The organism is Pantoea piersonii (assembly GCF_003612015.1).
Lineage (GTDB): Bacteria > Pseudomonadota > Gammaproteobacteria > Enterobacterales > Enterobacteriaceae > Pantoea > Pantoea piersonii.
Window position 1 is genome coordinate 85,482 of record NZ_RARB01000003.1, and the last position, 14,474, is coordinate 99,955.

Annotated in this window: 14 protein-coding genes; 3 read left to right on the top strand and 11 right to left on the bottom strand. The window is 59.0% G+C overall.

Annotated features, from left to right (window positions below; translation table 11 throughout):
- Window positions 1–3: 3 nt before the first annotated feature.
- From ftsB to cysG, 6 genes are all read right to left on the bottom strand, one after another.
- Window positions 4–318 carry a cell division protein FtsB gene (ftsB, locus tag D7S44_RS09975; RefSeq protein WP_033752087.1) on the bottom strand — a complete coding sequence of 105 codons (315 nt, stop codon included), beginning with the start codon at window positions 316–318 and terminating at the stop codon, window positions 4–6.
- Between the two features lie 171 nt (window positions 319–489).
- Window positions 490–810, bottom strand: a complete 321-nt coding sequence (locus tag D7S44_RS09980) for a DUF3561 family protein (RefSeq protein ID WP_120454428.1) — start codon at window positions 808–810, stop codon at window positions 490–492.
- A gap of 55 nt (window positions 811–865) precedes the next feature.
- A complete protein-coding gene (gene cysC, locus D7S44_RS09985) occupies window positions 866–1,471 on the bottom strand; it encodes an adenylyl-sulfate kinase (protein WP_120454430.1) in 606 nt (201 codons plus the stop codon).
- A complete protein-coding gene (gene cysN, locus D7S44_RS09990) occupies window positions 1,471–2,898 on the bottom strand; it encodes a sulfate adenylyltransferase subunit CysN (RefSeq protein ID WP_120454432.1) in 1,428 nt (475 codons plus the stop codon). Before cysN ends, cysC begins: the two co-directional genes overlap by 1 nt.
- Window positions 2,899–2,908: 10 nt before the next feature.
- A complete protein-coding gene (gene cysD / locus D7S44_RS09995) occupies window positions 2,909–3,817 on the bottom strand; it encodes a sulfate adenylyltransferase subunit CysD (RefSeq protein ID WP_120454433.1) in 909 nt (302 codons plus the stop codon).
- A gap of 9 nt (window positions 3,818–3,826) precedes the next feature.
- Window positions 3,827–5,242, bottom strand: a complete 1,416-nt coding sequence (cysG, locus tag D7S44_RS10000) for a siroheme synthase CysG (protein ID WP_120454435.1) — start codon at window positions 5,240–5,242, stop codon at window positions 3,827–3,829.
- 253 nt (window positions 5,243–5,495) lie between these two features.
- Here cysG and D7S44_RS10005 point away from each other — a divergent pair, with 253 nt between their 5' ends.
- Window positions 5,496–6,515 carry an aminopeptidase gene (locus D7S44_RS10005; protein ID WP_120454437.1) on the top strand — a complete coding sequence of 340 codons (1,020 nt, stop codon included), beginning with the start codon at window positions 5,496–5,498 and terminating at the stop codon, window positions 6,513–6,515.
- 73 nt (window positions 6,516–6,588) lie between these two features.
- On the opposite strand, the gene D7S44_RS10010 is transcribed toward D7S44_RS10005, so the two are convergent.
- From D7S44_RS10010 to cysJ, 3 genes are read right to left on the bottom strand one after another with little or no spacing between them, the layout of a single operon-like run.
- On the bottom strand, window positions 6,589–7,323 hold the full coding sequence (locus tag D7S44_RS10010) for a phosphoadenylyl-sulfate reductase (RefSeq protein WP_120454438.1): 735 nt from the start codon (window positions 7,321–7,323) through the stop codon (window positions 6,589–6,591).
- On the bottom strand, window positions 7,320–9,044 hold the full coding sequence (gene cysI / locus D7S44_RS10015; protein ID WP_120454440.1) for an assimilatory sulfite reductase (NADPH) hemoprotein subunit: 1,725 nt from the start codon (window positions 9,042–9,044) through the stop codon (window positions 7,320–7,322). The genes D7S44_RS10010 and cysI overlap by 4 nt, the downstream gene beginning before the upstream one ends.
- Window positions 9,044–10,849 (bottom strand): NADPH-dependent assimilatory sulfite reductase flavoprotein subunit, encoded by a 1,806-nt coding sequence (gene cysJ, locus D7S44_RS10020; RefSeq protein ID WP_120454441.1) that lies wholly within the window; start codon window positions 10,847–10,849, stop codon window positions 9,044–9,046. Before cysJ ends, cysI begins: the two co-directional genes overlap by 1 nt.
- A 296-nt stretch (window positions 10,850–11,145) precedes the next feature.
- Here cysJ and queD point away from each other — a divergent pair, with 296 nt between their 5' ends.
- Complete coding sequence (queD, locus tag D7S44_RS10025) at window positions 11,146–11,505, top strand: 6-carboxytetrahydropterin synthase QueD (RefSeq protein WP_120454443.1); 360 nt, start codon at window positions 11,146–11,148, stop codon at window positions 11,503–11,505.
- Between the two features lie 126 nt (window positions 11,506–11,631).
- Window positions 11,632–12,228 (top strand): inorganic diphosphatase, encoded by a 597-nt coding sequence (locus tag D7S44_RS10030; RefSeq protein WP_120454445.1) that lies wholly within the window; start codon window positions 11,632–11,634, stop codon window positions 12,226–12,228.
- Between the two features lie 40 nt (window positions 12,229–12,268).
- Here D7S44_RS10030 and queE read toward each other — a convergent pair whose 3' ends face one another.
- Complete coding sequence (queE, locus tag D7S44_RS10035) at window positions 12,269–12,940, bottom strand: 7-carboxy-7-deazaguanine synthase QueE (RefSeq protein ID WP_120455111.1); 672 nt, start codon at window positions 12,938–12,940, stop codon at window positions 12,269–12,271.
- A 174-nt stretch (window positions 12,941–13,114) separates the two neighbouring features.
- Complete coding sequence (eno, locus tag D7S44_RS10040; protein ID WP_120454447.1) at window positions 13,115–14,413, bottom strand: phosphopyruvate hydratase; 1,299 nt, start codon at window positions 14,411–14,413, stop codon at window positions 13,115–13,117.
- Window positions 14,414–14,474: the final 61 nt, after the last annotated feature.

The following is a 14,474-nucleotide window of genomic DNA, read 5'->3' on the forward strand; positions in this document are numbered from 1 at the left end:
GAGTTATCGTTGTTGGTTTTGCGCAGCCTGCGCGTTGCGTTTGTTCTGATCCGGCACCAGACGATAGAAGGTTTCACCGGGCTTAATCATGCCCAGCTCATTGCGCGCGCGTTCTTCGATCGCTTCAGAACCGCCATTGAGATCGTCAATTTCGGCAAACAGCTGATCGTTACGCGCTTTAAGTTTGGCGTTGTTCGCCTGTTGCACCGCGACGTCGTCATTGACGCGCGTATAGTCGTGAATACCGTTTTTGCCCAGCCATAGCGAATATTGCAGCCAGCCAAGCAGCACCAGTAGCAGTAACGTCAGTTTTCCCATCCCCGCCCCCTGAAAAACGGCTCAATCATCCCATAACTTTATGCAGGACTCCACTCCAGCGGTGAAAATGGCGCGCTTTCGCGGCTGTCTGCACAAATTCTGATTAGGATGGCGAGAAGGCAGGCAGGTAAAGTTTTGTAACCTGCCGACGTGTTTATACATCGGGAAGCGTTACCAGCCGGATAAAAAAGAGAAGAGCAGCCAGAAGAGACAGACCACCGCCACCGCCGTGGCAGGCGTCGTCCAGAGAAGATTACCGCGCAGCGCCATGCTGAGAATCATGCCGATCAGCACCGATACCGGCAGCAACGCCAGGAAGAAGGGCCAGGTGTAAAGGAAGAAGAAAAGCGTGTTGGAGCCGTACAACAGAAAGGGGATCGCCAGCGCGCACCAGTAGGAGAGGAAGCCGATGATGCCGCCCGGCAGCGTCGAGCGCGGCTCTTCCGGGGTGCTTTCATCTTTGCGGGCCAGCATGGGAGTAACATTCTGCATAGAGATCCTGTTGACGCGAAGGCGGCAAATCAACCTCGATTTGCCGCTTGTCTGTTCAGGATTTGATGATATCGCGGTGACGCAGCAGATCTAACAATTGGGCGGTCAGTTTTGTAACCAATTGTTCGCCCGCTAAGCGAATTTCCGGCTGTTCCGGCGCCTCATAGACGCTGTCGATACCGGTAAAATTACGCAGTTCGCCCGCGCGCGCTTTTTTGTACAAGCCTTTGGGATCGCGCGCTTCGCACACCGCCAGCGGCGTATCGACGAACACCTCGATAAAACGCGCTTCCGGCAGCATATCGCGTACCATCTGGCGCTCGGCGCGGTGCGGCGAAATAAAGGCGGTCAGCACCACCAGCCCCGCATCCACCATCAGCTTCGCGACTTCGCCGACGCGGCGGATATTCTCTTTCCGATCCGCGTCGCTAAAGCCCAGGTCGCGGCACAGGCCGTGGCGCACGTTGTCGCCGTCGAGCAGATAGGTGCTGACGCCGAGGCGATGCAGCGCCTGTTCCAGCGCCCCGGCGACCGTCGATTTGCCGGAGCCGGACAGGCCGGTAAACCAGAGCACCACGCCCTGATGGCCATGCTGCTGTTCACGCGCGTCGCGCGTAACCGGATGGTCGTGCCACACCACGTTTTCGTCGTGCTGCGCCATTACTGACCGCCCAGCAGATCGCGCGCGTTCCAGTGCGGGAAGTGACGTCGGATCAGGGCGTTCAGCTCCAGCTCAAACGCGCTGAACTGACCCGCCTGCTGCGCTGCGCCGCTCAGCGGCTGATGGATCATCCCCGCCCCGACGGTGACGTTGCTCAGGCGATCGATAAAAATCATTCCGCCGGTTACCGGGTTCTGCTGATATTTATCCAGCACCATGGGTTCATCGAAGGTCATTTCCACCAGGCCGATGCCGTTCAGCGGCAGCGTCTCAGCGGCGCGCTTCTCCAGCGTATTGATCTCAACCTGATAAATGATTTTCTCTATGCGGGCGCGCGCTTTCTTACCGGCGATTTTGATATCGTAGCTCTGGCCCGGCTGTAACGGCTGCTCCGCCATCCACACCACATCGACGGTAGCGGACTGCACCGCCTCCAGCGTGGCGTCGCTGTCGACCAATAGGTCGCCGCGGCTGATATCGATCTCGTCTTTCAGCACCAGGGTAATGGCTTCGCCCGCGCCCGCTTCCTGCAGGTCACCGTCAAAGGTAACGATGCGCGCGACGGTAGACTCTACGCCCGACGGCAGCACCTTCACGCGCTGGCCGACCTTCACCGCGCCGGAGGCCAGCGTGCCCGCATAGCCGCGGAAATCCAGGTTCGGACGGTTAACGTACTGTACCGGGAAGCGCATCGGCTGCTGATCCACCACGCGTTTCACCTCGACGGTCTCCAGCACGTCGAGCAGCGTCGGGCCGCTGTACCACGGCATGGTCTGACTCGGCGTCGCGACGTTATCGCCCTCCAGCGCCGACATCGGCACGAAGCGAATATCCAGGTCTTCCGGCAGCTGCGCCGCGAAGTCGAGATAGTCCTGTTTGATCTGCTCGTAGGTCTGCTGGCTGTACTCCACCAGATCCATCTTGTTGATCGCCACCACCAGATGCTTAATGCCCAGCAGCGTCGAGATAAAGCTGTGACGACGCGTCTGATCCAGCACGCCCTTGCGCGCGTCGATCAGCAGGATCGCCAGATCGCAGGTCGACGCGCCGGTCGCCATATTGCGGGTGTACTGCTCATGCCCTGGCGTGTCGGCGATAATAAATTTACGTTTCTCGGTAGAGAAGTAGCGGTAGGCCACGTCGATGGTGATGCCCTGCTCGCGCTCCGCCTGCAGGCCATCCACCAGCAGCGCCAGATCGAGCTTCTCGCCCTGGGTGCCGTGGCGCTTGCTGTCGTTGTGTAGCGAGGAGAGCTGATCCTCATAAATCTGGCGCGTATCGTGCAGCAGGCGGCCGATCAGCGTGCTTTTGCCGTCGTCGACGCTGCCGCAGGTAAGAAAACGCAGCAGACTTTTATGCTGTTGCGCGGTCAGCCAGGCTTCCACGCCGCCCTGATCGGCAATCTGTTGTGCAATAACGGTATTCATCTGCGTCTCCTTAGAAATAACCCTGACGTTTTTTCAGTTCCATCGAACCGGACTGATCGCGGTCAATCACGCGGCCCTGACGTTCGCTGGTGGTGGAGACCAGCATCTCTTCAATAATCTCCGGCAGCGTCTGCGCTTCGGATTCCACCGCGCCGGTAAGCGGCCAGCAGCCAAGCGTGCGGAAGCGCACCATGCGTTGCTTGATCACTTCGCCAGGCTGCAAATCGATACGGTCGTCATCCACCATCATCAGCATGCCGTCGCGTTCCAGCACCGGACGCGGCGCCGCGAGATAGAGCGGCACGATTTCAATATTTTCCAGGAAGATGTACTGCCAGATATCGAGTTCGGTCCAGTTCGACAGCGGGAAGACGCGGATACTTTCACCCTTGTTGATCTGGCCGTTGTAGTTATGCCACAGCTCCGGGCGCTGGTTTTTCGGATCCCAGCGGTGGAAACGGTCGCGGAATGAGTAGATGCGCTCTTTGGCGCGCGACTTTTCTTCGTCGCGGCGCGCGCCGCCAAACGCGGCGTCAAAGCCATATTTGTTCAGCGCCTGCTTCAGCCCTTCGGTTTTCATTATATCGGTGTGCTTGGCGCTGCCGTGTACGAACGGGTTGATGCCCATCGCCACGCCTTCCGGATTACGGTGAACCAGCAGCTCGGCGCCCATCTCTTTCACGGTGCGATCGCGAAACGCATACATCTCGCGGAATTTCCAGCCGGTATCGACGTGCAGCAGCGGAAACGGCAGCGTACCTGGATAGAAGGCTTTACGCGCCAGATGCAGCATCACCGACGAATCTTTGCCGATGGAGTACATCATTACCGGATTGCTGAACTCTGCCGCAACCTCGCGGATGATATGAATGCTTTCCGCCTCTAACTGACGCAGATGAGTGAGTCTTTTTTGGTCCATGATTTTTCCTCAAGCCAGATTGACAACGGCGGACTCGCGGGTCGCCTGCTGTGCAGAATGTTGAAACCAGGCCAGCTGCCCGTGCAAATTCACCACTTCCCCGATGACCAGCAGCGCGGGCGTCGGCGCGGCGGCAGCCAGCGTCTCAAGGTTAGCCAGCGTGCCGGTCAGCACCTGCTGATCCTGCCGCGTGCCGCGGCCAATCACCGCAACCGGCGTTCCGGCGTCCCGGCCGTGGCGTATCAGGCCTTCGCTGATCTCCGCCGCCTTTACCGTGCCCATATAGATCGCCAGCGTCTGACGCGCACGCGCCAGCGAAGGCCAGTCGATATCGTCGCCGTCGGCGCGGCAGTGTCCGGTAATAAACAGCACGCTCTGGGCGTAGTCGCGGTGCGTCAGCGGAATGCCGGCGTAGGCGGTTGCGCCCGCCGCTGCCGTTACGCCAGGCACCACCTGGAACGGAATGCCCGCCGCCTGCGCCGCCTGCAGCTCTTCGCCACCGCGGCCAAAGATAAAGGGATCGCCCCCTTTCAGGCGCACCACGCGTTTGCCTTTGCGCGCCAGCTCCACCAGCAGACGATTGGTCTCCTCCTGCGCCACCGAGTGCGCTCCGGCGCGTTTGCCGACGCAAATTCGGTCGGCGTCGCGACGCACCAGATCCAGCACCTCATCGCTGACCAGATGGTCATAGAGCACCACGTCGGCCAGCTGCATCACCTGCAGACCGCGTAGCGTCAGCAAGCCGCTGTCGCCGGGACCGGCGCCGACCAGAATGATTTCGCCCTCGCGGTTCGGCTCCTCCTGCAGTTCACGCTGTAGCGTACGCGTCGCCTCCTCCAGGTTGCCCGCTGACATCTGGCTGGCGAACAGGCCGTTAAAGGCGCGCTCCCAGAAGCGACGACGGTCGGACATGCGGCGAAAGCGCTGTTTCACGCTGTCACGAAACCCGCCCGCCACCTCCGCCATCTGTCCCAGACTGGCGGGCAGCAGCGCCTCCAGCTTTTCGCGCAGCATACGCGCCAGCACCGGCGCGGTGCCGCTGGAGGAGATAGCCACCACCAGCGGAGAGCGATCCACAATAGAGGGGAAGATAAAGCTGCACTTCGGCTGGTCATCCACCACGTTGACCAGCCGGTGACGGGCGTTGGCCTCGTCATAAACCTGACGGTTGAGCAGGTTATCGTCAGTGGCGGCGATGGCGAGAAAAACTGTGTCCAGCTGCGCCGGATCGAACGCTGTCGCCAGCCACTCAAGCTGTTGTTCCTGATGTAACGCCTGAAGCTCGGGGCAAAGCTCGCGCGATACCACGCGTACCTGTGCGGAAGCGCGGCGCAGCAGCTCGATTTTGCGTGCCGCGACGTCGCCGCCGCCCACCACCAGCACCGGACGACCTTTGAGATCGGCGAAAAGAGGCAAATAGTCCACGATAACCCTGGTGTTGTAACCGTAATTTAACGCGACTATACGTTGCGCCCTTCTGGCAGATGAAATTACGAATTGGAATGAGTAGTTACCGAATGGAATAACGCCCTTGGGAAGCTCATAACAAAATGTGCTTAACAGATGATCTGGCAAGGCTTTCAGAGCAAATCAAATTGTTTAATGTCGATCACAGTTTCATACTGAACGGCAAAAAATTTTGGCTTTTCGCCACAGGATGACCCACAAGGAACACAGCATGTTTGCCTTTCTCCGCCTGACCGCGCTGGCTGCGCTGTTAAATTGCGGTTTCGCTCTGCACGCCCAGGCCGCCAGCGTCGCACCGGGAGAGTTTGCCGAGCAGCAGCTTCGCCACATCGCCACTTACTTCCCTGGCCGTATGAGCGGCAGCCCGGCCGAAATGATGGCGGCCGACTACCTGCAACAGCAGTTCACCGCGCTCGGTTTTCAGAGTAATACCCGCCAGTTCAATACCGGCTATCGCTGGCGCGAAGCCAATGGCGATCTGCGCCTGCATAAAGTGACGGCGACCTCGGTAATCGCCGCACGCGCCGGCAGCGCGCCGCAGGAGATCCTGATTGTGGCGCATCTTGATACCTGGACGCCGCTCAGCAGCAGCGAGGCGGAGCGTAATCTTGGCGGCCTGCGCCTGCAGGGGGTCGATGACAATGCCTCAGGGCTGGGAGTGATGCTGGAGCTGGCGCAGCAGCTGAGTCAGCGGCCGCTGCACTACGGCGTGCGGTTCGTGGCGCTGAGCGCAGGCGAAAACGCGCTGGGCGGCATGCAGGATTACGTGGCGCGCATGAGCGAAAAAGAGAAAAAGAACACGCTGCTGGTGGTGGATCTCAACAGCCTGATCACCGGCGATCATCTCTACTTCAACAGCGGCAGCAATACACCGCGCGCGGTGCGCAAGCAGACCAGCGAGCGCGCGCTGCGCCTGGCGCAGCAGCTTGGCATCTCCGCCGCCAGTCATCAGATGTCGGCACGCGACTATAGCGGCATCAACGCGTTCGATAAGGCGGGCTTTCCGCTGCTGGACGTGACGGCAGCCAACTGGGCGCTGGGCGGTAAAGATGGCGCGCAGCAGCGCAGCCGCTCGAAGCGTTTCCCGGACGGCACGACACGTCATCAGACCGACCGCGATAATCTCAGCTATCTGGATCGCTGGCTGCCGGGTCGTATTTCACTGCGCACGCGCGACAGCGTGAAGGTGCTGCTGCCGCTGCTGGGCGAGCTGACCAATCCAAAGGTATAAGGGTTTAACGCCAGCGAGGGGGTTAAGCGGGACGCGCGCCGCCTGAGGTGAATCAGACAGCGCGCGGTAAGACTCAGCCTTCGTGCAGGCCGCACTCGCGCTTCAGGCCGAAGAAACGCGTCTCCTCTTCCGCCATGCCGGGTTCCCATTTGCGCGTGGTGTGGGTATCGCCCACTGACAAATAGCCCTCATCCCATAGCGGATGGTATTTAAGGTTATGCTGCTGCAGATAGTGATGAATCTGGCGATTGTCCCAGTCGATAATCGGCAGCACCTTGAAAACGCCGCGCTGCACGCCGAGCACCGGGAGATTCGCGCGGCTGCCGGACTGATCGCGACGCAGCCCGGCGAACCAGGTCTGCGCACCCAGCTCCTGCAGCGCGCGGTTCATCGGCTCAACCTTGTTGATCTGGTTGTACTGCTCAATGCCTTCCACGCCCTGCTCCCACAGCTTGCCGTAGCGCGCTTCCTGCCAGGCCGCCGACGTTTCGGCGCGAAAAACCTTCAGGTTCAGGCCTAGCTGTTCCGTTAACTGATCGATAAAGCGATAGGTTTCCGGGAACAGATAGCCGGTATCGGTGAGGATCACCGGGATATCCGGCTGCTGGCGCGTCACCAGATGCAGCGACACCGCCGCCTGAATGCCAAAACTCGATGAGAGCACAAAGGCGCCCGGCAGGTTCTCCAGCGTCCAGCTGACGCGCTCCTCCGCCGAACGTTTCTCCAGCTGCGCATTAGTGGCCGCCAGCGCCAGGGTGCGCTCGACTTTGTTCATTTCACTCAGTGCTGCGAGGTCAAACTGACTCATACTGCCTCCGAATCCCAGAAGTCTCGTGCCGGATCGACCACCGGCTTGACGATGCCCGCGCGGATGGCGAAGTCGCCGAAGCCCTCTGCGCCGTGGCGCTCCCGCGCCCAGCGTCCCACCAGCTCATCAATGCTGGCGAGGATCTCGCTTTCGGTGATGTTCTCGCGGTACATGCGAGGAATACGCGTGCCGATGCGGTTGCCGCCAATATGCAGGTTGTAGCGACCCGGCGCTTTGCCGACCAGGCCGATTTCCGCCAGCATGGCGCGGCCACAGCCGTTGGGACAGCCGGTCACGCGTAACACGATGTGCTCTTCGCCCACGCCGTGGCGGTGCATAATCTCTTCTACTTTTGTCACGAAGGCGGGCAGGAAACGCTCCGCTTCCGCCATCGCCAGCGGACAGGTAGGAAACGCCACGCACGCCATTGAGTTTTCGCGCTGCGCGGTCACGTTCTCCATCAGGCCATGTTCACGCGCAATCGCCTCGATTCTCGCCTTTTCGTTCTCCGGCACGCCGGCCACGATCAGGTTCTGGTTCGCGGTCAGACGGAAGTCGCCCTGATGGACGCGCGCGATAGCCGCGATGCCGCTTTTCAGCGGATGATCCGGATAGTCGAGCAGGCGGCCGTTCTCGATAAACAGCGTCAGGTGCCACTTATTGTCGATGCCCTTGATCCAGCCAATGCGGTCGCCGCGCGTCGTGAATTCATAAGGGCGAATCGGTCCGAACGTCAGACCGGCGCGCTTCTCTACTTCCGCTTTGAACGTCTCGACGCCGACGCGCTCGAGGGTATATTTGGTTTTGGCGTTTTTGCGATCGGTACGGTTGCCCCAGTCGCGCTGCGTGGTCACTACCGCGGCCGCCACTTCTAGCGTTTTCTCCAGCGGCAGGTAGCCGATCTCGCTGGCGGTGCGCGCATAGGTCGCTTTATTGCCGTGCTCAATCGACAGGCCGCCGCCGACCAGCAGGTTAAAGCCGATCAGCTTGCCCTTCTCCGCCACGGCGATGAAGTTAAGATCGTTGGCGTGCAGATCCACATCGTTGTGCGGCGGGATCACCACGGTGGTTTTGAATTTACGCGGCAGATAGGTTTCGCCGAGGATCGGCTCCTCATCCGTGGTCGCGACCTTCTCTTTATCCCACCAGATTTCGGCATAGGCGCGGGTACGCGGCAGCAGATGCTCCGAGATTTTCTTCGCCCACTCGTAGGCTTCCTGATGCAGCTCCGACTCCACCGGGTTTGACGTGCAGAGCACGTTGCGGTTTACGTCGTTGGCGGTCGCCAGCGCGTCGAGCCCGACTTCGTGCAGCATCTGGTGCGACGGCTTGACGTTCTTTTTCAGAATGCCGTGAAACTGGAAAGTCTGGCGGTTGGTCAGACGGATGCTGCCGTACAGGGTTTTCTCGGTGGCGAACTTGTCGATCGCCAGCCACTGTGTCGGCGTAATAATGCCGCCCGGCAAGCGGCAGCGCAGCATCATGGCGTGACGCGGCTCCAGCTTCTGTTCGGCGCGCTCGGCGCGGATATCGCGGTCATCCTGCTGGTACATGCCGTGGAAACGGATCAGCAGAAAGTTATCGCCGCTAAAGCCGCCGGTCAGACCTTCGTCGAGATCTTCCAGAATGGTGCCGCGTAAATAGTTGCTCTCTTTTTTAAGACGCTCGGCGTCAACCAGCTTGCCTTCTACAACCAGCGGTCCGGGGTGTTTTTCGCTCATCAGTAAACGTCTCGTTGATAACGGCGCTCAATGCGCAGCTCACTTAAAAATTCGTCGGCCGTTTCACGATCCATTGCGCCGTGTTCGACCACCACATCCAGCAGTGCCTGCTCGACATCTTTCGCCATACGGTTGGCGTCGCCGCAGACATAAATATGCGCGCCCTCTTCGATCCAGCGCCACACCTCCGCCCCGCTGGCGCGGATTTTGTCCTGTACGTATACCTTCTGCTCCTGGTCGCGCGACCAGGCGAGATCGATACGGGTCAGCAGGCCCTCTTTTACGTACTGCTGCCATTCAACCTGATAAAGGAAATCTTCGGTGAAGTGCGGATTGCCGAAGAAAAGCCAGTTTTTGCCGGTGGCGCCGTCATGGTCGCGCTGCTGCATAAAGGCACGGAACGGCGCGATGCCAGTGCCCGGCCCGATCATAATGACCGGCGCGTCAGGGTTGGCGGGCAGACGGAAGTTATCGTTGTGCTCGATAAAGACGCGGATCGCCGCATCCTCTTCCAGACGGTCGGCCAGATAGCTGGAAGCGCCGCCTGCGCGGGCGCGGCCGTCGATATCGAAACGCACCGCGCCAACGGTAATGTGGACTTCGGTTTCATTCTCCGCCTGCGACGAGGCGATAGAGTAGAGACGCGGCGTCAGCGGACGCAGCAGCGTGGTCAGCTGCTCGGCGTTGAGTTCGGTCGGCGCGTTTCGCACCATATCGACGATGGGGAACGTCTGCGCGTAGTGCTGCAGCTTCGCCTTGTCGCCCACCAGCGCCAGCAGGGTTTCGTTGCGCGACAGCGCGGCGTACTGCTCAACAATCTGCGCGGTATTGACCGTCAGTTCGAAATGCTTTTGCAGCGCCTCGCTGAGCGGCAGGGTATCGTTTTCGATCTGCACCGGCTCGTCGCCTTTCAGCCACAGCAGGCTCAGCAGTTCGGCGACCAGTTCAGGATCGTTTTCATACCAGACCCCCAGCGCGTCGCCCGGCTGGTAGCGCAGGCCCGAATCGCCCAGGTCGATTTCGATATGACGTACATCTTTATCGGAGTGACGGCCGGTGATTTTCTGGTTCAGCGCAAAGCTGGCGGTCAGCGGCGCCTCTTTAGTGTAGGGACTGCTGTGTACTTCATTGAAGCTGCCCGTCGCGTTGGCGATCGCCTGCGCCGGCGTCTCGCTCGGCACGCGCTGTTTCAGCACCTCTACCAGCGCGCGACGCCACTCAGCCGCCGCTTCAGCGAAATCAACGTCGGCATCGACGCGGGCCAGCAGGCGCTCTGCGCCCAGCTCAGCCAGACGGCCATCAAAATCTTTGCCCGCTTTGCTAAAGAATTCATATGAGGTGTCGCCGAGGCCCAGCACCGCAAAGGCGGTGCCATCCAGCTTCGGCGCTTTTTTCGACATCAGGAATTTATGCAGTGCCACCGCCTCTTCCGGCGGATCGCCTTCGCCCTGGGTGGAGGTCACCACCACCAGCAGCTTCTCCTGGGCGATCTGCTTGAATTTGTAATCGCCGGCGTTGACCAGCTTCACGTTCAGCTTCGCCGCCTGCAGATCGTCGCGCAGCTGCTCCGCGACGCGGCGCGCGTTACCGGTTTGCGACGCCGAGATCAGCGTAATCGCCGGGATCTCCGCTGCCGCTGGCGCGCTGGCCGCGACGCTGCCGGGCGTCTGATTAATCATTCCCCAAAAATAGCCCGAGATCCACGCCAGCTGGGTGGGAGAAAAATCAGTCGTTGCCGCCTGTAAGCGCGCAAGTTGCTCCGGGTTAAGCGGGAGCAGAGAGCCTGGGGGTGCCTGAGTCGTCATCGCGTTAAAAATTCCAGTATCTGAAGTCCGGACGGTAAAGTAGCGGGAAGAGTGGTAGGTTACCGGCCCGCATATTAACGATTAAATACGGCTTCGACATAATTAATAACCAAAATGACTAAGCGGTTTTTCTGGTAGTTATAATCAGTAAAACTGGTAATGAAAGGCGTTATTTATCAAATCTTTAATGGATTATATCTTCTAACGTTTGGCAAAAATTAGCTGTTCTGGCGCGACAGATGCGAAAATTCCGTATTTCAGGTAGAATTCCCCGGTTTTTAAGCCTGAGAGCCATTATGTCTACCACACTGTTTAAAGAGTTCCAGTTCGAAGCCGCTCACCATTTGCCTAACGTCCCGGAAGGACACAAATGCGGACGCCTGCATGGCCATTCGTTTCTGGTGCGTCTGGAAATTACCGGCGAAGTGGATGCGCATACCGGCTGGGTGATGGATTTCGCCGAACTCAAAGCGGCGTTTAAGCCCCTTTATGACCGCCTCGATCACCACTATCTGAACGAGATCCCCGGCCTGGAAAATCCCACCAGCGAAGTGCTGGCGAAATGGATCTGGGATGAGATGAAGCCACTGCTGCCTGAGCTGAGCGCGGTAATGATCAAAGAGACCTGTACGGCGGGCTGCGTCTATAAAGGTTAATCCCCGCCAGGGCTGTGGTCGCACAGCCCGCAACTTCTGCTACGCTTCTTTATGCCCGCGTCATCTCTCTGTCATCTGCCCCCTCTACGTTGTCCTCTCCTTCATTAAAGATCAAGAGAATCAACGATGAAACTGAAATCCCTTGCCGCCATCGCGCTGCTTTTCACTGCCTCTGCCGCCGTTCAGGCGCAAAACGTGCTCGACTTTCCCCAGCCGGAAAACGTGCCGGATGAGTTCTATGCCGTCACCGAGATCCCGGCGGGCGGCATCATCAAATATGAGACTGACGCCAAAACCGGCTTTATCGTGGCGGATCGCTTTCAGTCGATGCCGGTAGCCTACCCGGCTAACTACGGCTCTCTGACCCAGTCGCTGGGCGGCGACAACGATCCGCTCGACGTGATCTTCTACACCCGCGCGCCGCTGCAGCCGGGCACGCTGATCAAACTGCGCGCCATTGGCGTGCTGAAGATGATCGACGGCGGCGAAGTAGACGATAAGATCGTCGCGGTGCCGACCAGCAAGATCGATCCCACCTGGGATGACGTTAAAAGCATGAGCGATCTGCCGAAGATTGAACAGGAGCGTCTGGAAGCCTTTTTCCGCGTCTATAAGCAACTGCCGGACGGCCGCAAGAAGGTCGAGCTAAAGGGTTTTGAAAGCGCCGATGTGGCGAAGAACGAGATTAAGCAGGCGTTTGACGCCTATAAAGCGAAGCAGTAATGGGAGCGGGCGGCGCGCAGCGCCGCCCTGCTCTCCGCCGTCAGGCGATATTAAGATACTTGTGGGTCTGCATAGATAAGCGCCAGTTGCGCGCGATGCAGGTTTCAATACAGAGTTTTGTCGCCGCCTCTTTGCGGCTGATGGGCTGCAGCGCAATAATGCGCTGTTTGCTGTCGCTCAGCGTCGCCAGCAGTTCGTCCAGCGCCTCTACGTCGCGCTCGCGCGCCACCGGATGTTTGATCTCATCCGCACGCTGTAGCGCCTGCGCCAGCACATCATAGCCGCCGCGCATATTCACCTTCGGCGATACCGTCACCCAGGTTCGCTCAGAGCAGCGCACTTCATGCGTGCCGCTGGTTTCGATCTGGCACTGAAAGCCCTGCGCTTCCAGCGCCGTGGTCAGCGGGCGCAGATCGTAAATCGACGGCTCGCCGCCGGTGATCACCACATGGCGCGCCGTCCAGCCCTGGCGCTGAATAGTCTCCAGCAGCAGCGTCGCATCGGCGTTGCCCCAGGCATCGCTCTCAACCGTTTTCACCAGAATATCGCCCAGCGCCGTTTCCCGATCGGCCCGTTTTTCCCAGGTATGTTTGGTATCACACCAGCTACAACCTACCGGACATCCCTGTAAGCGGATAAAGATGGCCGGGACGCCGGTATAGAATCCTTCTCCCTGCAGCGTCTGGAACATTTCGTTAATCGGGTATTGCATTACGGACTCGCTAGAAAAAAACAGGGCGCTGATTATGGCAGATTTGTCGCGCAGCTCAACCACGCGTCGTGCCTTTTCTCAGTGCCAGCCCCACATCAATAAAGCAAAAGCCCCGCACAAGGCGGGGCTTTATATATCAGGCGAATGCCGTCCGCGGACGGCATTGACAGGCGATTACGCCTGGCCTTTCACTTCTTTCAGACCGTTGAACGGCGCTTTGGAACCCAGCGCTTCTTCAATACGGATCAGCTGGTTGTACTTGGCAACGCGATCAGAACGGCTCATAGAACCGGTTTTGATCTGGCCTGCTGCGGTACCGACCGCCAGGTCAGCGATGGTGGCATCTTCGGTTTCACCTGAACGGTGTGAAATCACCGCGGTGTAGCCTGCGTCTTTCGCCATCTTGATCGCCGCCAGCGTTTCGGTCAGAGAACCGATCTGGTTGAATTTGATCAGGATAGAGTTAGCGATGCCTTTCTCGATGCCTTCTTTCAGGATCTTGGTGTTGGTAACGAACAGGTCGTCGCCTACCAGCTGGATTTTGTCGCCCAGCACTTTGGTCTGGTAAGCGAAGCCGGTCCAGTCTGACTCGTCCAGGCCATCTTCGATAGAGACGATCGGGTACTGTTTGGTCAGATCTTCCAGGAAGTGAGTGAACTCTTCAGAGGTAAAGGCTTTGTTACCTTCGCCAGCCAGCACATATTTGCCGTCTTTGTAGAATTCAGACGCTGCGCAGTCCATCGCCAGGGTGATGTCTTTGCCTAGCTCGTAGCCTGCCGCTTTTACCGCTTCCGCGATAACGGCCAGCGCTTCGGCGTTAGAGCCCAGGTTCGGCGCGTAGCCGCCTTCGTCGCCGACTGCGGTGTTCATGCCTTTCGCCTTCAGCACTTTCGCCAGGTGATGGAACACTTCAGAACCCATGCGGATCGCTTCTTTAACGCTGGAAGCGCCGACCGGCTGGATCATGAATTCCTGGATGTCGACGTTGTTGTCGGCGTGCTCACCACCGTTGATGATGTTCATCATCGGCAGCGGCATAGAGAATTTGCCCGGGGTGCCGTTCAGCTCAGCGATGTGCTCATACAGCGGCTGACCTTTAGAGGCTGCTGCTGCTTTCGCTGCTGCCAGGGAGACCGCCAGGATGGCGTTTGCGCCGAAGTTGGATTTGTTCTCAGTACCGTCCAGGTCGATCATGATCTTGTCGATGTTCGCCTGATCTTTCGCGTCTTTGCCTTTTACCGCATCCGCAATCGGACCGTTAACCGCAGCAACTGCTTTAGTTACGCCTTTGCCCAGGAAACGAGATTTGTCGCCGTCGCGCAGCTCCAGCGCTTCGCGTGAACCGGTAGAAGCGCCTGACGGTGCCGCTGCCAGACCAACAAAACCACCTTCCAGATGTACTTCCGCTTCTACAGTTGGGTTGCCGCGGGAGTCGATGATTTCGCGACCGATGACTTTAACGATTTTGGCCATTACGATTTTCCTCAGTACAAGTTAGTCAATCCTAAGACAAACAACGCGCGAGAAGTTCGCG